The following is a 20,479-nucleotide window of genomic DNA, read 5'->3' as shown; positions in this document are numbered from 1 at the left end:
GCTTAGGGCTTAGGGCTTAGGGCGCAGCACAGCGTGCCCATGCCCCATGCCCCATGCCCTGTGCCCTGTGCCCCATGCCCCATGCCCGTGCCCGCGCCCTGCGCCTCCCCGCCCCGCCTCTCCTCCACAGCTCCGCCACCCCGCCCGGCTAGACTATGCGGATGACCGCACACCCCGTCCGTCGTTATTTCGTCACCGGCCTGCTCACGCTGATCCCGATCTGGCTGACCTGGGTGGTCTTCAAGTTCGTGTTCGTGCTGCTGTCCAACAGCAGCCAGCCGGTGGTGGCGCCGGTGCTGCGCGGGGTGTCGCGGGTGCATCCGGCGCTGGAGTGGCTCGCGAGCGGCTGGGCGATGAGCGCGGTGGCGCTCGCGGCGACCCTGGGCATCATCTTCGGGATCGGCATGCTGGCGCACCGCGTGGTGGGGCAGCGGCTGCTCGCGTGGTTCGAGTCCTGGATCCAGCGGATCCCGCTGGCGAACATGATCTACGGCAGCTCGCGCAAGCTGCTCGACATCCTGCAGGTGCAGCCCGGCACGACGCAGCGCGTGGTGCTGATCGAGTTCCCGCACGAGAACATGAAGGTGGTCGGCCTGGTGACGCGCACCTTCCAGGAGGACGGCACGGGCCGCGAGCTGGCGGCGGTCTACGTGCCGACCACGCCCAACCCGACCTCCGGCTACCTGGAGATCGTGCCCGTCGACCAGATCACGCCGACCGACTGGAGCGTCGACCAGGCCATGACCTTCATCATCTCCGGCGGCGCGGTGGCGCCGGACACCATGCCCTATTCGCGCCGCGCCACCGACGCCGCCGACGTGACCGCGCCGCCCTGAGGCGTTCAGCCTCCGCACCGGAAGCCGGTTCCACACTCCCCGCTTCCGCCGTCATGGACCTTCCAGCATGCGCCTGCGCACCCTCGCCTCCACCACGCTCCTGGCCTCCCTCTTCGCCGCCTCCGCGATCGCCGCCGACGGGTCTCCCGTGGGCACGTGGAAGAGCATCGACGACGCGACGGGCGAGCCGAAGGCGCTGATCGAGATCAGCGAACGCGACGGCACCCTCGAAGGCCGCATCGTCGAACTGTTCCGCAAGCCCGGCGAGGAGCCGAATCCGCTCTGCACGCAGTGCAGCGACGAGCGCAAGGACCAGCCCATCGTCGGCATGACCATCCTCACCGGCCTCCGTCCCGACGGCCCGGAGTGGAGCAACGGCATGATCCTCGACCCCAAGAACGGCAAGGTGTACCGGGCCAAGGCCTCGCTGTCGGACGACGGGCAGTCGCTCAACGTGCGCGGCTACCTCGGCATGGCGATGTTCGGGCGCACCCAGGTGTGGCAGCGCCAGCCCGACGCCGCGGAGTGAGTTCCGCCGTCGAGGCATGACGAAGGCCGGCGCGAGCCGGCCTTTTTTCGTGCGCGGCTCAGGGATCGAGCCGGATCCCGATGCGTCGCGACGACGGCGTCGGATCCCGGGAGGGCGGCGCGTGGGCGGCGCATGCGGGCGAGCAGTCCTCGCAGCCGCTCGCGCAGCCCGGCGTCGCCGCGGCCGCGTGCCAGCGCGCCCCGAGGCGGCGCAGCCACGGCGGCCTGCCCGGCCGGTCCAGCAGGCGCCCCAGGGGCGCACGCAGCCAGCGGCGCGGAAGCCAGCGCAGCAGGAGGGCGCACGCGCTCGCGCCGACGGCCGCGCCGACCACCAGCATCTCGACGAGCGCGTAGGCGTCCACGGTCAGCCCAGCGCCGCCGCGATCTGGTAGGTCAGCAGGGCGGCGAGGTAGGCCAGGCCGAACAGGTAGCCCGCGGCGATACCCACCTGCTTCCAGGAGTTGGTCTCGCGACGGATGGTCGCCAGCGTCGACAGGCACTGCGGCGCGAACACGTACCACACCAGCAGGGCCAGCGCGGTGGCCAGGGTCCACTGGTCGGAGATCAGCTGCCCGAGCTGGGCGGCGACCGTCTCCTCCTCGCCCGACATCGAGTACACCGTGCCCAGCGCCGCCACCGCGACCTCGCGCGCGGCGAGCCCGGGGATCAGCGCGATGCAGATCTGCCAGTTGAAGCCCAGCGGCGCGAACACCGGCTGGATCAGGTGGCCCAGGCGCCCGGCGAAGCTGTAGTCGATCGCCGCGCCGGTCGCGCCCTCCGGCGGCGCCGGGAAGGTGGCGAGGAACCACAGCACGATGGTCACGACGAGGATGATGCCGCCGACGCGCTTGAGGAAGATCAGCGCGCGCTCGTAGAGCCCGAGCAGCAGGTCCCAGAGGTGGGGCACGCGGTAGGACGGCAGCTCCATCAGCAGCGCGTGCTCGCTCCTGTCGCGGCGCAGCCACTTCATCACCAGGGCCACGACCAGCGCGCTGACGATGCCGAACACGTACAGGCCGAACAGCACGATGCCCTGCAGGTTGAACACGCCCCACACCGTCTGCTGCGGGATGAAGGCCGCGATCAGCAGCGCGTACACCGGCAGCCGCGCCGAGCAGGTCATCAGCGGCGCGACCAGGATGGTGGTGAGGCGGTCGCGGGGATCGCTGATGGTGCGTGCGGCCATGATGCCGGGGATCGCGCAGGCGAAGCTCGACAGCAGCGGGATGAAGGCGCGCCCGGTCAGTCCAGCCTTGAACATCAGCCGGTCGAGCAGGAAGGCGGCGCGCGGCAGGTAGCCGGACTCCTCGAGCACGAGGATGAAGAAGAACAGGATCAGGATCTGCGGCAGGAACACCAGCACGCCGCCGATGCCCGCGAAGATGCCGTCGACCAGCAGGCTGTGCAGCAGGCCTTCCGGCAAGGCCCCGGCGACCCATTCGCCGAGCGCACCGATGCCGAACTCGATCGCCTCCATGGCCGGCTCGGCCCAGGAGAACACCGCCTGGAACATCAGGAACAGCAGCGAGGCCAGCAGCAGCGGCCCGACCACCGGGTGCAGGACCACCCGGTCGATGCGGTCGTCCACGCGGGCCTGCGACGCCGGCGTGCGCACGGCCGCGCGCAGCACCTCGCGCACGCGCGCATGCAGGTCGCCCGTGCCTGTCCCACCCTGCGGCGGCGATGCCGCCGGCGTGTCGAGCTGCCCCAGCAGGCTGTCGGCACCGTTGCGGCGGATGGCGACCGTCTCCACGACCGGCATGCCCAGCGCCTGCGACAGTGCCTGCGTGTCGATCTCGATGCCGCGCCGGCGCGCGAGGTCCACCATGTTCAGGGCGACCACGATCGGCAGGCCGAGCGCCGCGACCTCGAGCACGAAGCGCAGGTGCAGGCGGAGGTTGGTCGCATCGACCACGCAGACCAGCATGTCCGGGCGCGTCTCGCCGGCGAGCGTGCCCATCAGGACATCGCGGGTGATGGCCTCGTCCGGGCTCGCCGCCGACAGGCTGTAGGCGCCGGGGAGATCGAGCACCTGGACGCGGCGGCCGCCGGGCGTGAGCAGGCGTCCGCTCTTGCGCTCGACGGTGACGCCGGCGTAGTTCGCGACCTTCTGGCGCCCGCCGGTCAGGCGGTTGAACAGCGCGGTCTTGCCCGAGTTGGGATTGCCGACCAGCGCGACGTTGAGCGGAGCGGCCTGGGCGCTCATGCCGGCACCTGCAGGCGCACGCGCGCGGCCTCGCTGCGGCGCAGCGCGAAGCGGGTGTCGCCGATCTCCACCACCAGCGGGTCGCCGCCCAGCGGCGCGACCGCGACCACCCGCACCGTCTCGCCGGGGACGAAGCCCAGCTCGCCGAGACGGCGCGCGATCGGATCGTCCGCCCCGGCCTCGAGGCCCTCGACGATGCCGGACGAATTTCGGGGAAGCTGGGCGAGCCGCATGCGCTGAATGAGAATGGGAACGAGTCTCATAGTGTATGCCTCGCCTGCTGCTGCAGCTACTGCTGCTGCGGTGCTCCCGCCGCTGGCAAGATGCTCCCCCATGTCGCTGCCGCCCGCCCGCATGCCGCGCCCGCTCCTGGATGCCCGATGGCGGCAGGCGGTGGATGCGCTGGTCGGCGGCGATGCCGACGCCGCGCTGATCGCCCTCGATGCCCTCGCCCGCGCCGGCCACGCACCGGCGCAGTGCGATCTCGGCCGCGCGCTCTGCTACGGCGTCGGGCGCGAGGCCGACGTCGCCGCGGGGCTGCAATGGCTGCTGCGTGCGGACGCGGCCGGCGAGCCGCGCGCGGCCTTCAGCTTGGCGGTGATCGGGCTCGCCGGCATCTGGATCGCACGCGATGCCGGGACGGCGGCCCGGCGCCTCCGGCACGCCGCGCAGGCGGGCTTCCCGCCGGCGCTGCGCGGCCTCGCCCTGGCGCTTCGGGCCGAGGATGCGGCGGATGCGCAGCGGATCTCCGACATCTGCCTCGCGCATGCGGCGGCCCGCGGCGATCCGGTGTCCGCGCGCCTGCGGGCACGGCCGGCGTTCCGCATGGACGCCCTCTCTCCCCTGCCCCTGCTGCCCGAGCCCGACCTGTCTCGCGGCCTGGCACCGCCGCCAGCCCGCCGCACGCTGTGCACCGACCCGCGGGTCGAGGTCGCCGACCAGGCGCTGACCGCGGCGGAATGCGACCTCGCGATCGCGCTCGGCACGCCCTTCCTGCGGCCGTCCGCGACGGTGGACCCACGGACCGGCGCCGCCGTGAAGGTGCCGCTGCGCACCAGTCACGACGCGGTCTTCGACCCGGTCGTCGAGGACGTCACCCTGGTCGCGATGCAGGCGCGGATGGCGGCGTTCGCGGACAAACCGCTCGGCTGCGCCGAGCCGCTGGCGCTGCTCCGCTACGGGCCCGGCCAGGAGTACCGGCCGCACCGCGACTACCTCCCGCCGAGCCGGGTACGGCCGGTGCCGGAGGGCGGCGCCGGGCAGCGCGACCGTACCGTGATCGCCTATCTCGCCACGCCCGAGGCAGGCGGCGAGACCGCCTTCCCCGATCTCGCCCTGCGGGTGCCCGCACGGCGCGGCGACCTGCTGCGCTTCGACAACCTCGATGCCGCCGGCCGCCCGGCGCCGCGCAGCCTCCACGCGGGACTGCCGGTCGCGCGCGGCGAGAAATGGATCTGCACGCTCTGGTTCCGCGAGGCCGCGTACCGCGGCGCCTGACCCGCGGGCGCGCCCGCTCGCCGACGCTACAGCGCGCGGTGCACCGCTTCGCCGAACAGCGGGGTGTGGTGCGCGCAGTCGTTCAGGCGCACGACGTCGAGGTGTTCGACATCCACGCCTTCGAGCAGGTTGAGGGTGGTCGGCGCCTGGCGGAAGGCCCACAGGCGCGAGAGCGGCAGGCCCAGCACGCGGCAGAGGATGGCGCGGTTGACGGCGTCGTGCGCCACCACCAGCAGCGTGTCGCCCAGCTGCAGGCCGCTGCAGGCGCGGGTGAAGGCGGCCCAGCTGCGGGCATCCACCTCCGGCATGGATTCGCCGCCGCCGGGCATCTGCACCGTCTGCGGCGCCTCGCGCCAGGCCTTGAAGCGTTCCGGATCGCGCTCGTCGATCTCGGCGGCGAGCTTGCCCTCCCAGTCGCCGTGGCCGATCTCGATGAGACCCTCGTCGGTCCGCAGCATGCCGCTGCGCGCCGGGCCGAGCGCCAGCTCCGCCGTGGTGCGCGCGCGCGACAGCGGCGAGGCCACGGCGCGGTCGATGGCGATGTCGGCCAGGCGGGCGCCGAGGGCGCGGGCCTGGGCGATGCCGACGTCCGACAGCGGGATGTCCGTCTGGCCCTGGTAACGGCCTTCCGCGTTCCAGGGCGTCTCGCCGTGGCGGGCCAGGATCACGCGCATGGGCGACCTCCGGCCGGCATCGGGGCAAGGAGTGGCAGGATGCGACGCATGGCGGCTCCGGGCACGAAAGCCGCCGACTCTAGCAAAGCACCCGCCCCATGACCTCCGGCCGGTCTGCCCCACCCGCCGCAGGCCTACAGTGGCATCCGCGCCCCCGGCGCCCCCTCAATCCATGGCCGATCCGGCCGGAGCCGTCGATCCATGAACGCCCGCCTCCTCAAGCCCCTCCTTCTCAGCCTCTCGGTGACGCTGGCGCTCGGCGCCTGCCAGCGCGAGGCCGCGCCCCCCGCCGCCCCTGCGGCGCCCGCATCCACCGCGCAGCCCGCGGCGGCACCGGCCGAACTGCCGCCCCTGGCCCGCTTCGCGGTCAGCGATCTCGATCCCTCCACCCCGGCCTGCGTGGACCTCGACGCGCACGTCAACGGCACCTGGCTCGCCGCCAACCCGGTCCCGCCCGACCGCACCACCTGGGGCAGCTTCGAGATGCTCGACGAGCGCTCGATGGCCGTGCAGCGCCAGCTTGCCGAGCAGGCCGCCGCGGCGGAGGGCAGCGGCGTGGAGAAGCTGGTCGGCGACGTGTGGGCCTCGGGCATGGACGTCGACGCGATCGAGGCCGCCGGGCTCGCCCCGATCCAGCCCATGCTGGACGCCATCGACGCGATCGCGTCGCCCGAGGCGGTCGCCGGCTTCGTGCGCGACGCGCAGCGGCGGGGCCTGGCGCTGCTGGTCGGCTTCGGCCCCGTCGCCGATTTCCGCAACCCGGACATGAACATGGGCTACGTCGCGCCGCAGGCCTTCGGCCTGCCCGACAAGACCTACTACTTCGACGACGACAAGGCGGACAAGCGCGCCGACTACGTCGCCCACGTCGCCCGCACCCTGCAGTTGACCGGCGTCGAGGCGGACGAAGCGCAGCGCCAGGCCGAGGCCATCATGGCGCTGGAGACGCGCCTGGCCGGCAAGTCGCGCTCCACCGAGGAGATGTCGCGCGACGTGTCGCTCTACTACAACCCGGTCAGCGTGGCCGAGGCAGACGCGCTCAGCCCGAACTTCCCGTGGTCGCGCTTCTTCGAGGCCCAGGGCATCGCGCAGCCCGAGGCCTTCTCGCTGGCGATCCCCGAGTTCCACCAGGAGCTCTCCGCCGCGATCGGCGACACCGACCTCGCCACCTGGCGCGCCTACCTGCGCTACCACCTGGTGGACGACCTCTCGCCCTACCTGCCCGAGGCCTTCGCCGAGGAGAACTTCGCGTTCTACGGCCGCTCGCTGCGCGGCCAGCAGGAGATCGAGCCGCGCTGGAAGCGCGTGCTCGGCGCCATCGAGGGCAACGTCGGCGAGGCGCTGGGCCAGCTCTACGTGCGCGAGAACTTCCCGCCCGAGGCCAAGGCGCGCATGGAGGCCCTGGTGGAGAACCTCGGCGCGGCCATGCGGACGCGCATCGAGAACCTCGACTGGATGAGCGGGGAGACCAAGGCCAGGGCGCTGGAGAAGTGGGCGAGCTTCACGCCCAAGATCGGCTACCCCGAGAACTGGCGCGACTGGTCGGGCCTGTCGACCTCGCGCGACAGCTACGTGGCGAACGCGCTCGCCGCCATGGCGTTCAACCATGCCTGGCAGCTCTCCAAGGTGGGCCAGCCGGTCGACCGCCGCGAATGGCAGATGACGCCGCAGACGGTCAACGCGTACTACAACCCGCTCGCCAACGAGATCGTCTTCCCCGCCGCGATCCTCCAGCCGCCGTTCTTCGACATGGACGCCGACGACGCGCTCAACTACGGCGGCATCGGCGCGGTGATCGGCCACGAGATGACGCACGGCTACGACGACCAGGGCGCGCGCTTCGGGCCCACCGGCGCCTTCGAGAACTGGTGGACGCCGGAGGACGCCGCGGGCTTCAAGGCGCGCACCGGGCAACTGGTCGCCCAGTTCGACGAATACGAGGCCATCGACGGCCAGCACGTCAACGGCAACCTGACCCTGGGCGAGAACATCGCCGACCTCGGCGGCCTCGCCGTGGCCTACGACGCGATGAAGCGCGCCCAGGGCGAGGGCTTCACCGACCCGATGATCGACGGCCACACCCAGGACCAGCGCTTCTTCATGAACTGGGCAACCGTGTGGCGCCGCAACTTCAACGACGACGAGCTGCGCATGCGCCTCAGGAACGACCCGCACGCCCCGGCCCGGTTCCGCGCCATCGGCGCGCCGTCCAACCTGCCGGCGTTCGCCGAGGCCTTCGGGTGCGGGCCCGGCGACCCGATGGTCCGCGACGGCGAGCGGCGCGTGGTCATCTGGTAGTCCGCCGCCGTGCCCGCCGGCGACGGCGGGCGCGGAAGAAGGCCCGGCGTATGCCGGGCCTTCTTCGTTGCGGGGAGGCGACGGCGCGGCACAGGCGACCCTGCCCCATCCCAAAGGGCGCGACACGCTCTACACTGCGCGCGCTCCCTCCAGGACCTTTCACACGCATGCACGCGCCCCGCCCGCTCGCCCTCGCTCTCGCCCTCGGACTCTTCGCCACCGCCACCGACAGCAACGCCCAGCGACGCCCCGCCCAGCCGGCGGCCCCCGCGGTGCCGGCGTACTGCTCGGACTTCTACACCCACGTCAACAAGCCCTGGCTCGATGCCAACCCGCTGCCCTACGGCGCGACCTCGTTCGGCCAGCTCGACCAGATCAACGCGCTGGCGCTCGAACAGCAGCGCGAGCTGCTGCAGGCCGCGGCGACCTCGCCGCAGACGCCGGCGCAGCGCGTCCTCGGCGACTTCTGGGCGAGCGGCCTGGACACCGCCGCCATCGAGGCAGCCGGACTGACCGCGATCCAGCCCCTGCTCGACCGCATCGCCGCCGTGCGCAGGCCGGGCCAGCTGGGTGCCGCGATCGCCGACCTGCACGCACAGGGCGTGCCGGTGCTGTTCAACTTCTCGGCCGACATCGACCTGCAGGACTTCTCCCGCACCATCGGCTACGCCAGCCAGGGCGGCCTCGGCCTGCCGGACCCCGACTACTACACCCGCACCGACGCCGACGCGCAGGCGCTGCTCGGGCGCTACCGCAGCTACGTCGAGCAGATCCTCCGCGCCTCCGGCACGCCGGAGGCCGAGCTGTCGGAGCAGTCCGCCCGCATCCTCGAGGTCGAGATCCAGCTGGCGCGCGGCTCCGCCCGGCTCGAAGCGCTGCGCGATCCGCGCAGCGCCTACAACCCGGTCGCGGTCAGGGACCTCGCGCGCACCTATCCGCGCCTCGACCTGCGCGGCTTCCTGCGCACCCAGAACGTGTCGGCCGACAGCATCGTGGTGATGCAGCCGGAGTTCTTCGCCCAGGCCGACCGCCTGTTGCAGGCGCTGCCGCTGGAGCAGTGGCAGGCCTACCTGCGCTTCCAGGTGCTGAGCGCCTTCGCGCCCTACCTGGGCCAGGCCTGGCTGGGCCCCTACTTCGAGCTCTACGGCACCGTGCTGCGCGGCATCAGGCAGGCCCCGCCGCGCGAGGTCCTGCTGATGGACTTCGTGATCAACCCGACCGTCGGCGAACTGCTCGGCCAGGAGTACGCCGCCCGCCACGTCTCGGCCGAGACGGAGCAGGCGGTCGTGGCGATGGGCGAGCAGTTGCGCGCGGCGATGGGGCGCGCCATCGAGGGCAGCCTGTGGCTCGGCGAGGAAGCCAAGGCCGAGGCCGCGGCCAAGCTCGAGAAGCTGGAGATCGAGGTCGCCCGGCCGGAACGCCGCAACGACCTCGCGGCGCTGCAGCTCGACCGCGCGGACTTCGCCGGCAACGTGCTGAAGGTCGCGGCGGAGCGCCATCGCCAGGAGATGGCCCTGATCGGCCGCCAGGGCGAGGTCGAACGCCGCTGGCCGACCCTGCCGCAGGTGCCCGACGTGTCCTACATCCTCGACGAGAACAAGCTCGTCGTGACCGCGGCGATGCTGCAGCCGCCGGTGTTCGACCTCGCCGCGGACCCGGCCGCGAACTACGGCGCCCTCGGCGCGCTCATGGCCAACCAGATGAGCCACGCCTTCGACAACGCGGGCAGCCACGTGGACGCCTCGGGCACGCTGCGCACCTGGTGGTCGGAGGCCGACGGCACCGCCTACGAGCAGCGCATCAAGCCCCTGGTCGACCAGTACGACCAGTTCAGCCCCGCGCCCGGCATCCGCGTCAGGGGCGCGCAGACCCGCTTCGAGAACGCGGCCGACCTCGCCGGTCTCGAACTGGCGCTGGACGCCTGGAAGACCACCGTGCCGGACGCCGGCCGCGAGGCCACCCAGCGCTTCTTCGAGGCGTGGGCCAAGGTCTGGGCGCAGCACTACAGCGAGCAGGAGCTGCGCCTGCGCGTGGCGACCGGCGTGCAGGCGCCGGCGCAGTACCGGGTCAACGGCCCGCTCGCCAACCTGCCCGCCTTCGCCGAGAGCTTCGGGTGCCAGGCCGGGCAGCCGATGGTGGTGGCCGATCCGGCGCAGGTCTGGCGCTAGCGGGACGGCGGCATCCCCGGTCGCCCTCCGGGCGTCCGGGGGCGCTTCGACGCCGACGCGAAGCGGCCCGACCTGCACTCCGGTCCCGGAGGGCATCGGGCCGCCCGCTCTCCGGAGCGTGAGGCCATCGACGGCCACGGCACCGCGCCTGCGACGCCGACGACGTTCCGGCGCCGCTCTTTATCTCGTGCGCCGGGCGTGCCGCGGCCCGCGGCGCCCACTACAATGGCGCGATGACTTCATTCGTACCCGGCCAGCGCTGGTCCAGCGCGGCCGAGCCCGAGCTCGGGCTGGGCACCGTGCTGCGCCTCGCTGGCCGCAGCGTACAGATCGTCTTCACCGGCTCGGGCGAGATCCGACAGTACGCCCTCGCCGGGGCGCCGCTGATGCGCGCCGAGTTCCGCCCGGGCGAGCACGTCCGCATCGACGGGGTCGAGCGGACCGTGCAGGCCAGCACCCTGACCGACGGGCTGATCGTCTACCGCATCGACGGCCGCGACGTCCCCGAGGGCGCGCTCGACGCCGACCAGCCGCTCGCGCGTGCCGACCGCCGCATGCTCGCCGGCAACGTCGATCGCAACGACCGCTTCGAATTCCGCGTGGAGAGCCTGGAGCGTCGCGCGCGCACCCAGTCGCACCCGGGCCACGGCGTGCTCGGCGCGCGCGTGGACCTGATCCCGCACCAGCTGCGCATCGCGGAGATCGCCGCGACCCGCCGGCCCGCGCGCCTGCTGCTCGCCGACGAGGTCGGCCTGGGCAAGACCATCGAGGCCAGCCTCGTGGTCGCCCAGCAGCTCGCCAGCGGGCGCGCCCGCCGCGTCCTCGTGCTGGTGCCCGAGAGCCTCGTGAACCAGTGGTTCGTCGAACTGGTGCGACGCTTCAACATCGCCGCGTCGGTGTTCGACGCCGAACGCTGCGCCTCCATCGAGGAAGGCGACCCCACCGCCAATCCCTTCGAGGACGCGCAGTGCGTCATCGCCAGCGTGGACTGGCTGGCGCAGGACGCCCGCCGAGCCGAAGCCGCCGTCGCGGCAGGCTGGGACCTGCTCCTGGTCGACGAGGCGCACCACCTGGAATGGTCCCCCGAAGGCGCCAGCCCCGGCTACGCGCTGGTCGAGCGGCTCGCCGCCGCGACTCCGGGCCTGCTGCTGCTCACCGCGACACCGGAACAGCTCGGCCAGGCGGGCCACTTCGCGCGCCTGCGCCTGCTGGATCCGGCGCGCTACGCCGACCTCGACGCCTTCGTCGCCGAGCAGGCGCAGTGGACCGCGCTGTCCGGCCTGGTGGAGCGCCTGCAGGACGGCGGCACGCCCGATCCCGGGCAGCGCGCGCTGCTCGCCGGGCTGCTGCCCGACGAGGACGTCGATGCACGCCTCGCCGCGGCACGCACCGACGCCGACGCGCGCGCCGCCCTGGTCGACGCGCTCATCGACCGCCACGGCACCGGACGGGTGATGGTCCGCAACCGCCGGGCCAGCGTCGGCGGCTTCCCCCGCCGGGTCGCCGCCCTCGAACGCCTTCCGCCCGCGGAGCCGGCACGCGCCGCCGCCCTGCGCGCGGAGTTCGAGCACGACGCCGGCCGCGCACCGGAGCCCGGGTACGACTACGCCCGCGACCCGCGCATGGACTGGCTGCTGGCCACCCTGGACGCCCTGGCGCCGGCCAAGGTGCTGGTGGTCTGCCGCTCGCGCGCCAAGGTACAGGCCATCGAGGACGCCCTGCGCGGCCGCGCCGACCTCGCGGTGACCCGCTTCCACGAGGACATGACGCTCCTGCAGCGCGACCGCAACGCAGCCTGGTTCGCCGACCCGGAAGGCGCACGGATCCTCGTCGCGTCCGAAGTCGGCGCGGAGGGCCGCAACTTCCAGTTCGCGCAGCACCTGCTGTTCTGGGACCTGCCGCTGGACCCCGACATGCTCGAACAGCGCATCGGACGCCTCGACCGCATCGGCCAGCGCGGCGACGTGCACCTGCACGCGGCCGCCTGTGCGGGAAGTCCGCAGGCCCTGCTGCAGCGCTGGTACGACGAGGCGCTGGATGCCTTCGCCGCGCCGCTCGCCGACGGCCGCGCTCTCGCCCAGCGCTTCGGCGACCGCCTGGTCGAACTGGCCCTCTCCGAGACCGCGGACGCCGGTGCCGACGCCCTGATCGCGGAGACGCGCGCCGCACATGCGGAACTGGCCGAGGCGATCGCGCGCGGGCGCGACCGCCTGCTCGAACTGGCCAGCCAGCGCGGGGCCGCCGCCGGCGACCTGCTCGCCGCGCTGGCCCACGACGACGCCGACGCGCGCGACGACGACTATCCGCTGCGCCTGCTCGAACAGTTCGGCGTCCAGCACGAGCCGCTGGGCGGTGGCCTCTGGCTGCTCGACCCGGAGTACGTGACGGTCGACGGCCTGCCCGACCTCGCCGCCGGCAAGCGCACGGCCACCTTCGAGCGCGCGACCGCGCTGGCCCGGGACGACGCACTGTTCCTGCGCGCCGACCATCCGCTGGTGGCGGCCGCCCAGGACCTCCTGCTCTCCGGCGACCTCGGCAACGCCGCCTTCCTCGTCGATGCCGCACTGCCGCCGCGCACCGCGGTGCTGGACGCCGTCTACGTGCTCGAATGCGTGGCGCCGCGCGCGCTGGCGGTCGAGCGTTTCCTGCCGCCGGTGCCGCTGCGGGCCGCGGTGGATACCCGCCTGCAGGCGCGCCCCGACTTCGCTCCCTCCGACGCCGCGCGCCTGCGCGCCGCCGACCGCGAGGTGGATCTCGCGCCCTACCGCAAGGCGCTCGGCACGCTCGTCCCGAAGATGCTCGAGGTGGTCGCGCAGGCGGTCCAGGCACAGGCGAGCCGGCGCATCGAGACCGCCGCCGCCGACGCCGGCGCGCGTCTCGACGCGGAGATCGAGCGCCTGCAGGCGCTGGCCCGCGTCAATCCCGCGGTCCGGCCCGAGGAAGTGCAGGCGCTGGAACGGGAGCGCGACGACCTCCTGGCCGCCCTGCCCACCGCCCGCCCGCGCCTGGACGCGCTCCGCCTGGTGGTGAGCACCGACTTCCTGACCGCCCTGCGCGGGCGCTGAACGCCCGCGCGCTGCGAACGGAATCGACGGGAGAAGGCTGATGGTGCGCCTTCGTCAGTCGCGTCTTATCCGGATCGTGCGGTCGTCGTAGGAGAACGGCATGAGCGCAGTGCGCCGCTCGGTACCGGGATCCGGATTGAAGCGCGTCGACCGCACGAGCTGCGCCAGCCGTGCCGCATAGTTCTCATCAGGAAGGCTGTCCACCGCCAGGTGCCGGGTAACCCGCCCATCGGGCCCCACTTCCAGCAGGAACAGGGCCGCCCCCGGCAGGTACATCTGCTGCCGGGGCGGAACCAACTCGTTGACGAACACACTCCGGGAGCGGGCGGAGACGTATTCGAGGCCTCCGTCGGGCTCCTCCTCGTCGCTCTCCCTCTCCAGAGCCTGGCGGATGCGCCCGTCGTGCGTCGAGAGGAAGACATGGAAGTAGCGCTCGAACTCGTCCGCGTCGACGCCGCTCTGGGCGCGCTGGATCATGCTCGCGGCCATGGCCTGGCTGCCCGGATCCTCGCCGCGCAGTTCGGCGCGCAGCGTCTCGTAGTGGGCGTAGGCATGCGCCCAGAGCAGTGCTTCCAGATACTCTCGGGAACGCAGTTTGAGCTCCGCCATTCCTGCCATCGCCCCGAGGTGTCCTGCCACGGCGGCATTGCTCAGGTAGCGGGCAGCTTCCGCATCGTCGCGCTCGACGAGCCGCGCCGGATGCCGCATGCCCAGGCGGTAGAGGGTCCCCACCACGTACTGCGCGTGCGTCACGCCCTCGACAGCCTTTTCCATGAAACGTGCCAGCTCCGCCGTCCGGGTCGGGCCGTCCAGCGACGGGTCCAGCAGCACCCAGAGCTGCGGCGCATCGTCTTCGACCTCAGACTCCAGGGCGCCCGCAGGCAACGCGATGGACAACATGGCGATGCACGCCGCGAACACCCATCCGGATGGACTCATTTCACAACTCCCTATCGACGATGTGCGGGATGCCATCCCGCGTCTGTTCTGAATGGATCTGCCGGGCATCTCATGCGCTCGAACAGACATGTTGCGGATCGTCCACCGTGGCCGCCGCCCGCACTCAGTGGTCAGCACCGACTTCCTGACCGCCCTGCGCGGGCGCTGAGCGCCCGCGCGCAGGACGCCTCCCCGGCCTCCTAACGTCCCCGTGAGATGGAGACGCTGCCGTCGTCGAAGGACAGCGGCATGATCGCTCGCCGTACCTCGCCGGCGTCCGGGTCGGCGTTGAAGCGCATGCCGCGGGCCACGGCCTCGAGCTGCCGCGCGTAGCGCTCGTCCGGCAGGCTGTCGACGACCAGGAGCCGCGCGATGTGCCCGTCGCGGCCGACCTCGACCAGGTAGTAGGCCATTCCCGGCTGGCTCATGCGACGGTGGGAAGCGCGCAACGGCGTATTCGTCAGGAACAACGGGCGTGTCCGCGAGGAGGTGTACTGCAGGTCGGACACCCGCGCATGCTCCGCATCGATGGCCGCGCGGATGCGTCCATCGTGGTTCTGCAGGAAGGCCAGGACGTACGCCAGAACCTCGTCCTTGTCGCGCCCCGCGCCCGCCTGGGCGCGCTGGATCATGCTGGCAGCCGCCGCCTGTGTTCCCCGCTCCTGCCCCCGCAGTTCGCTCTCGTATGCCTCGTAGCGGACGTAGGCCTGGGCCCAGACCATGGCGTCGAGGTACTCGCGCCTGCGCAGCTTGAGCTCCGCCATGCCCGCCATCGCGCCGGTGTGGCCGCGTACCGCGGCGTTGCTCAGGTAGCGCTCGGCCTGCTCGTCATCGCGCTCGACGAGCCGCGCCGGATGGCGCATGCCCAGGCGGTAGAGCGTTCCGAGGGCGTACTGTGCCCGGGCATTGCCGGACACGGCGGCCTCCTCGGCCCGCGCAAGCTCGCGTTGCCGCGCCGCAGGGTCGGCACCGGGGTCGAACAGGACGAACAGCCGGAAGCCACCGTCGTCGTCGTCGAATTCCTCCACGCTGGCGAAGGCTGCGCCCGCCAGCAGCAGCGCCATCAGACAGGCGCCGAACATCCCCTTCACGACCTGCATCCCTGCTCCCCCCGGAGTGCGAATCCGCCGATGTTATCCGAACCCGCGCGGCCGGCGCGGCTTGAACGGCGGCTGGCCGCGCCAGTAGCGGATCAGCAGCCAGCCGAACAGCATGCCGCCCAGGTGGGCGAAGTGGGCGATGTTGCCGCCGGTGCCGGTGACGCCCATCAGCAAGGCGAGCGCGCCGAACACGATCACCAGGGTGCGCGCCTGCATCGGGATCGGCGGGAACAGGAGCATCACGCGCTGGGTCGGGAACAGCATGCCGTAGGCCAGCAGCAGACCGTAGACGCCGCCCGAGGCGCCCACCGTCGGCAGCGGCGGCAGGCCGAAGAACGAGGTCAGGACGAGATGCGTGATGGCCGCGCCGACCACGCAGGTGAAGTAGAACGTGGCGAACCGCCGCGTGCCCCAGGTGTACTCCAGCGGCGCGCCGAACATGAAGAGCGCCAGCATGTTGAAGAACAGGTGCCCGAAGTCGCCGTGCATGAAGCCGTAGGTCACCACCTGCCACGGCAGGAACTGCGAGCCGTAGCCGTATTCCGCAACGAGCGGCCACAGCATGAACGGATTGAGCGACGGGCCGGCGACGAGCTGCAGCAGGAAGACGGCGATGTTGGCGGCGAGGAGCGCCTGCGTGACCGGGGGAATGTTCTTTAGCATGCAGCGCGCCGCTGACCTGAAGACGAAGACCCGCGCATCATAGCCGTGCCGGCGTGGAAACCGCCGTCACGACGGACGCCGCCCGCCGCGACCGGGCGGCGGTGCCCACAGCGCCGCGTCGAGGCGTTCGGCGGCCGATGCGCGTGGACGGCGCACGCGGCCCTCCTCCACCTGGACGCCCTCCGCGCGCAGGCGCTCGCACTGCATGCGGTAGTGGGCGCTCCCGGCGGGGAAGGCCACGCGCCCGTCGGCGCGCAGGATGCGGTGCCACGGGAGGTCCGCCGCATCGCCCTGGGCGAGGATGCGCGCGACCAGGCGCGCGCGCCCGGGCAGGCCGGCACGCGCCGCGATCTCGCCGTAGGCGGCCACCTGCCCGCGCGGCACCGCGCGGATCGCATCGAGAATGCGGCGGCGTGCCTCGGCCGCGTCGTAGGCCGGCGCACCCCGGGGCGGTGCCGGCCGCATGCTCAGGCCGCGCCCATCGCGCGCAGGCCGCGCACCAGCAGCCAGGCCATGCCGCCGGCCGCCGGCAGGGTCAGCACCCACGCCCAGAGCATGCGCTCGACCACGCCCCACTTGACCGCGCTGAAGCGCTTGGCGGCGCCCACGCCCATGATGGCCGACGAGATGTTGTGGGTGGTCGAGACAGGGATGCCCAGCGACGAGGCGAAGGTGATCACCGACGCCGCGCTGGTCTCCGCGGCGAAGCCGTGGATCGGATGCAGCTTGACCATCTTGTGGCCCAGCGTCTTGATGATGCGCCAGCCGCCCGCGGCGGTGCCGGCCGCCATCACCAGCGCGCAGGTGATCTTGATCCACAGGTCGATGTCGCCCTCGGCCATGGCCGCCTCGGACGGGTGCAGGAAGTCCAGGAACCACGGCAGGGCGTCGAGCGTGCCCACCGCCTGCGCGCTGATCAGCGCGAGCGCGATGATGCCCATGGTCTTCTGCGCGTCGTTCATGCCGTGGGCGAAGCCCATGTAGCCGGCGCTGACGATCTGCGCCTTTCCGAAGAAGCCGTTGACCCAGCGCGGACGCACCAGGGCCGCCAGCACGCGGCCGCCGCGGGCCATGAGCGCGATCAGTCCGAACAGCACGCCCATCACCAGGAAGCCCGACACGAAGCCGAGGACGGGCGAGGACACCATCGGCACGATCACCTTCCAGAGCACGCCCTCGCTGCGGTACAGCGGCTCGACCGGCACCGACCAGATGATGGCCGCCCAGTCGTTGTCGGCCGCGGCCACCGCAGCGCCGCACAGCCCGCCGATCAGCGCGTGGCTGGAGGACGAGGGCAGGCCCAGCCACCAGGTGATCAGGTTCCAGACGATGCCGCCGGTGAGCGCGCAGAGGATGACCTGGGAGGTGACCTCGACCACCCCCGCGTCGATCAGGCCGGACGCGATGGTCTTGGCCACGGCGGTGCCGGCCAGGGCGCCGACGAGGTTCATGCTCGCGGCCAGCGCCACCGCCTGCATCGGCGAGAGCACCTTGGTGGCGACCACCGTGGCGATCGAGTTCGCGGTGTCGTGGAAGCCGTTGATGTACTCGAACACCAGGGCCGCCAGGATCACCAGCAGGAGCAGGCTCAGCATGGGGAGGCCGCCGTCAGCTGTTCTTGAGGACGACGGTGTAGATGACGTTGCCGGCATCGCGGCAGCGGTCGATGGCCTTCTCGAGCAGTTCGAACAGGTCGCGCCGGATCAGGTAGCGCATCGGGTCGTGCTCGTTCGCGTAGGCCTCGCGGTAGAGCTCCAGGATGAGCCGGTCGGCCTCGCTCTCGATGGCCTGCAACCGGTCGTTGAGCGCCTTCTGACGGTCCAGGTGCATGCCCTTGCGCAGCAGCGCGACCATCTCCTCGAGCACGGCGCAGGCGCGCTCCAGCATGGCGGCGCGGGCGGCGAAGTCGACGTCGCCCAGGCGCTCGGCGGCCAGCGTCCAGCGCTCGGCGAACTTCTCGACCATCTTCGGGATCTTGTAGAGCGCGGCCGACAGCGCCTCGATGTCCTCGCGCTCCAGCGGCGTCACGAAGGTGTCTACCAAGGCCAGGCCGATCTCCGCCGCCAGGTTCTTCTCGCGCTGGCGGGCCAGCTTGAACTGCTCCAGGGAGCGCAGCTCGGGCGGCTGGGCCAGCAGTTCCCCCAGCGCCTGGGCGCTCTGGCGCGCCGCCTGCGCGCTCGACTCCAGGAGGCCATAGAAACGGTCGCCCTTACCGAACATGGCCTGGAGGGAGAACATGTGGAGGTTCCGTGATGAAAGAAAACGGTAATGTTACCGTGCTGCTGCACCTGCAGCTCGCTCCCGGCACGGGACGCGTCATCCGGCTGTGGCATAGTGCGGCCGCCCAGGCGGGTCCCCCGCCTCCCACCGGAGAAACGTGCCGGCTGCGCATCCGCGCTCCTGCCGGCGGCCCATGGCCCTCGAACTCGTCGTCGTCGCCCTCCTGATCCTGCTCAACGGCTTCTTCGCGCTGTCGGAGATGTCCGTCGTCACCTCCCGCAAGGCGCGCCTGCGCAGCCGCGCGGCCACCAGCAAGCGGGCCCGCATGGCCGCGGACCTGGCCGAACACCCCGAGCGCTTCCTGTCGACCGTGCAGGTCGGCATCACCCTGATCGGCATCCTGACCGGCGTGTTCGGCGGCGAGGCCCTGGGCCTGCGCATCGCGAGGGCCATCGAGCGCGCCCTGCCCGTCGAGACGGTGGTCCTGCCGGGGCCGCTGACCATCGAGGGCGTGGGCATCGGCATCGCCGTGGTGCTGATCACCTTCTTCACCATCATCTTCGGCGAACTCCTGCCCAAACGGCTGGCCCTGCTGGCCCCGGAGCGCTTCGCGACCGCGGTGGCGGCGCCCATGCACCTGATGTCGCGGATCGCCCTGCCGGCGGTCTGGCTGCTCTCGGCGGTCATGCAGGGCCTGCTGCGCCTGTTCCGGCTGGGACGCAGCGGGCAGGAGGCGATCTCCGAGGACGAGATCCACATGCTCCTGCTCGAAAGCCAGAACCAGGGCCTGATCGACCCCGACGAGCGCAGCATGGCCACCCGCGTCCTGCGCCTGGGCGACCGCGACGCGGCCAGCCTGATGACGCCGCGCACGCGGATCACCTGGCTCGACGCGGCCCTGCCGCGCGCCGAGAACATCGCGCGGATGCGGGCCACGCCCTACTCGCGCTATCCGGTGCTGCGTGGCGGTGAGGAGGACATCGTCGGCATCCTCGAGGTCAAGTCGCTGATCGGCGGGCTGGACGGCGACGGCGGCGACCTGTTCGCGACGGTGCGCGACACCCTGTTCGTGTCCGATTCCACGCCGGCGCTCAAGCTGCTGGAGATCTTCCGCGAGGAGGAGCAGACCGTGGCCCTGGTCGTTGACGAGTACGGCGACATCCAGGGCCTGGTCAGCATCAACGACGTGCTGGGCGCCATCGTCGGCCGTCACGGCAGCTCCGAGCGCAATGCCGCAGGGGCGCCGGTGGTGCGCCGGGAGGACGGCAGCCTGCTCATCGACGGCGGGCTGCCGATCGACGACCTGCGGGACGTGCTCGAGGTCGGCGACTTCCCCGGCCGCGACGAGCACGACTTCCACACCCTGGCCGGCATGGTGATCGCCCATTGGGGCCGCATCCCGCAGGTGGGCGAGCACTTCGACGCGCAGGGCTGGCGCTTCGAGGTGGTCGACCTCGACGGCCCGCGCATCGACAAGCTCCTGGTCCAGCGGCTGCCGTCCGAGGTGCCGACGGACGAGGCGGCCGGCGACTAGGCCACCGCGGATGCGCCCGGGACGGCACCGCGGACGGCGCGACGGGCGCCCGGCCCTGCCGGGCGACGCGGCGCATGGCCGGTTCATGCGACCTTGAGCCGAGGGACCGGAGACTCCCCGCGCATGCCCCCCGAGATCAGTACCCGCGTCCTCCTGGACGCGGTCGCCGCCGGCGACCCCGACGACCCGATCACGCTGGGCTGGCTGCTCGACGAGTTCAGCACGCGCGCCTTCGGGGTGCTGCTGCTGGCCGCGACCCTCCTCAGCTTCATTCCGCTGCCGATCGGCGTGGGCGCCGTCGCCGGGCCGCTGGTGAGCCTGGTGGGCGTGCAGATGCTGATGATGCTGCCGCGGCCCTGGATCCCGCGCTTCCTCGCGCGCCGCGGGATCCGGCGGGGCAGCATCCGCCGCTTCCGCGACCGCATGGCGCCGTGGCTCGCAAGGATCGAACGCGTGACGCGTCCGCGGGCCGACCGCATGTTCACCCGCGGCACCGAGGCGTTCACCGGGCTGCTGCTGATCGCCCTGGGCATCCTCCTCGCCCTGCCGATCCCGCTCACGAACTATCCGTTCGGGCTGATCCTGCTGGTCTACTGCTTCGCCCTGATCGAACGCGACGGCGTGCTCCTCGGCATCGCCTGGGCGCTCGGCGCCATCGAGATCGCCGCCTGCGTCCTCCTGTCCAACGAGGTCGTGCAGCTCCTCCAGCGCCTGCTGGGCTGACCCTCGCGGCGCGGAACGGTGGTCCCCG

The 20,479-nt window shown here is 72.3% G+C and carries 18 protein-coding genes; 8 read left to right on the top strand and 10 right to left on the bottom strand.

Annotated features, from left to right (window positions below):
• The first annotated feature begins 161 nt into the window (after positions 1 to 161).
• A complete protein-coding gene (locus ACFO3Q_RS08375; RefSeq protein ID WP_377004203.1) occupies positions 162 to 836 on the top strand; it encodes a DUF502 domain-containing protein in 675 nt (224 codons plus the stop codon).
• 67 nt (positions 837 to 903) lie between these two features.
• Positions 904 to 1,365: a DUF2147 domain-containing protein gene (locus ACFO3Q_RS08370; RefSeq protein WP_377004202.1), complete on the top strand. Its 462-nt coding sequence runs from the start codon at positions 904 to 906 to the stop codon at positions 1,363 to 1,365.
• A 58-nt stretch (positions 1,366 to 1,423) separates the two neighbouring features.
• Here ACFO3Q_RS08370 and ACFO3Q_RS08365 read toward each other — a convergent pair whose 3' ends face one another.
• Genes ACFO3Q_RS08365 through ACFO3Q_RS08355 form a run of 3 tightly spaced genes read right to left on the bottom strand, consistent with a single transcriptional unit; the run spans position 1,424 to position 3,803 of the window.
• Positions 1,424 to 1,726 carry a DUF6587 family protein gene (locus ACFO3Q_RS08365; RefSeq protein WP_377004200.1) on the bottom strand — a complete coding sequence of 101 codons (303 nt, stop codon included), beginning with the start codon at positions 1,724 to 1,726 and terminating at the stop codon, positions 1,424 to 1,426.
• Positions 1,727 to 1,728: 2 nt separating this feature from the next.
• Positions 1,729 to 3,570 (bottom strand): ferrous iron transport protein B, encoded by a 1,842-nt coding sequence (gene feoB / locus ACFO3Q_RS08360; protein ID WP_377004199.1) that lies wholly within the window; start codon positions 3,568 to 3,570, stop codon positions 1,729 to 1,731.
• Complete coding sequence (locus tag ACFO3Q_RS08355) at positions 3,567 to 3,803, bottom strand: FeoA family protein (RefSeq protein ID WP_377004198.1); 237 nt, start codon at positions 3,801 to 3,803, stop codon at positions 3,567 to 3,569. Before ACFO3Q_RS08355 ends, feoB begins: the two co-directional genes overlap by 4 nt.
• Before the next feature lie 121 nt (positions 3,804 to 3,924).
• Here ACFO3Q_RS08355 and ACFO3Q_RS08350 point away from each other — a divergent pair, with 121 nt between their 5' ends.
• Positions 3,925 to 5,067, top strand: coding sequence for a 2OG-Fe(II) oxygenase (locus tag ACFO3Q_RS08350; RefSeq protein WP_377004197.1), 1,143 nt, complete (start codon positions 3,925 to 3,927; stop codon positions 5,065 to 5,067).
• 26 nt (positions 5,068 to 5,093) lie between these two features.
• On the opposite strand, the gene ACFO3Q_RS08345 is transcribed toward ACFO3Q_RS08350, so the two are convergent.
• Positions 5,094 to 5,741 (bottom strand): histidine phosphatase family protein, encoded by a 648-nt coding sequence (locus ACFO3Q_RS08345; protein WP_377004196.1) that lies wholly within the window; start codon positions 5,739 to 5,741, stop codon positions 5,094 to 5,096.
• Between the two features lie 201 nt (positions 5,742 to 5,942).
• On the opposite strand from ACFO3Q_RS08345, the gene ACFO3Q_RS08340 reads away from it, so the two are divergent.
• The 3 genes from ACFO3Q_RS08340 to rapA all read left to right on the top strand — a co-directional run bounded on the left by ACFO3Q_RS08340 (position 5,943) and on the right by rapA (position 13,272).
• A complete protein-coding gene (locus ACFO3Q_RS08340) occupies positions 5,943 to 8,039 on the top strand; it encodes a M13 family metallopeptidase (RefSeq protein ID WP_377004195.1) in 2,097 nt (698 codons plus the stop codon).
• 167 nt (positions 8,040 to 8,206) lie between these two features.
• Positions 8,207 to 10,207: a M13 family metallopeptidase gene (locus ACFO3Q_RS08335; protein WP_377004194.1), complete on the top strand. Its 2,001-nt coding sequence runs from the start codon at positions 8,207 to 8,209 to the stop codon at positions 10,205 to 10,207.
• A 233-nt stretch (positions 10,208 to 10,440) separates the two neighbouring features.
• The gene (gene rapA, locus ACFO3Q_RS08330) at positions 10,441 to 13,272 is read left to right on the top strand and encodes an RNA polymerase-associated protein RapA (protein ID WP_377004193.1); all 2,832 of its coding nucleotides are present in this window, start codon (positions 10,441 to 10,443) and stop codon (positions 13,270 to 13,272) included.
• 54 nt (positions 13,273 to 13,326) lie between these two features.
• Here the strand turns inward: rapA and ACFO3Q_RS08325 are convergent, their stop codons facing one another.
• The 6 genes from ACFO3Q_RS08325 to ACFO3Q_RS08300 all read right to left on the bottom strand — a co-directional run bounded on the left by ACFO3Q_RS08325 (position 13,327) and on the right by ACFO3Q_RS08300 (position 18,212).
• Complete coding sequence (locus tag ACFO3Q_RS08325; RefSeq protein WP_377004192.1) at positions 13,327 to 14,211, bottom strand: SEL1-like repeat protein; 885 nt, start codon at positions 14,209 to 14,211, stop codon at positions 13,327 to 13,329.
• 200 nt (positions 14,212 to 14,411) lie between these two features.
• Positions 14,412 to 15,311 (bottom strand): SEL1-like repeat protein, encoded by a 900-nt coding sequence (locus tag ACFO3Q_RS08320; RefSeq protein ID WP_377004191.1) that lies wholly within the window; start codon positions 15,309 to 15,311, stop codon positions 14,412 to 14,414.
• 33 nt (positions 15,312 to 15,344) lie between these two features.
• A complete protein-coding gene (locus tag ACFO3Q_RS08315) occupies positions 15,345 to 15,974 on the bottom strand; it encodes a rhomboid family intramembrane serine protease (protein ID WP_377004189.1) in 630 nt (209 codons plus the stop codon).
• 66 nt (positions 15,975 to 16,040) lie between these two features.
• On the bottom strand, positions 16,041 to 16,439 hold the full coding sequence (locus ACFO3Q_RS08310; RefSeq protein ID WP_377004188.1) for an MGMT family protein: 399 nt from the start codon (positions 16,437 to 16,439) through the stop codon (positions 16,041 to 16,043).
• A gap of 2 nt (positions 16,440 to 16,441) precedes the next feature.
• Positions 16,442 to 17,569, bottom strand: a complete 1,128-nt coding sequence (locus ACFO3Q_RS08305; RefSeq protein WP_377004187.1) for an inorganic phosphate transporter — start codon at positions 17,567 to 17,569, stop codon at positions 16,442 to 16,444.
• 13 nt (positions 17,570 to 17,582) lie between these two features.
• Positions 17,583 to 18,212, bottom strand: a complete 630-nt coding sequence (locus ACFO3Q_RS08300; protein ID WP_377004186.1) for a DUF47 domain-containing protein — start codon at positions 18,210 to 18,212, stop codon at positions 17,583 to 17,585.
• Positions 18,213 to 18,387: 175 nt separating this feature from the next.
• On the opposite strand from ACFO3Q_RS08300, the gene ACFO3Q_RS08295 reads away from it, so the two are divergent.
• Together ACFO3Q_RS08295 and ACFO3Q_RS08290 are read left to right on the top strand one after the other, a co-directional pair.
• Positions 18,388 to 19,728, top strand: a complete 1,341-nt coding sequence (locus ACFO3Q_RS08295) for a hemolysin family protein (protein WP_377004185.1) — start codon at positions 18,388 to 18,390, stop codon at positions 19,726 to 19,728.
• Between the two features lie 123 nt (positions 19,729 to 19,851).
• Entirely contained in the window at positions 19,852 to 20,451 is a 600-nt protein-coding gene (locus tag ACFO3Q_RS08290; RefSeq protein WP_377004184.1) for an exopolysaccharide biosynthesis protein, read from the top strand.
• Positions 20,452 to 20,479: the final 28 nt, after the last annotated feature.

Source organism: Coralloluteibacterium thermophilum (assembly GCF_042654365.1).
GTDB classification, from domain to species: domain Bacteria; phylum Pseudomonadota; class Gammaproteobacteria; order Xanthomonadales; family Xanthomonadaceae; genus Coralloluteibacterium; species Coralloluteibacterium thermophilum.
The sequence above is the reverse complement of the archived record's forward strand: the minus strand, read 5'-3'. Positions and strand labels throughout refer to the sequence as shown.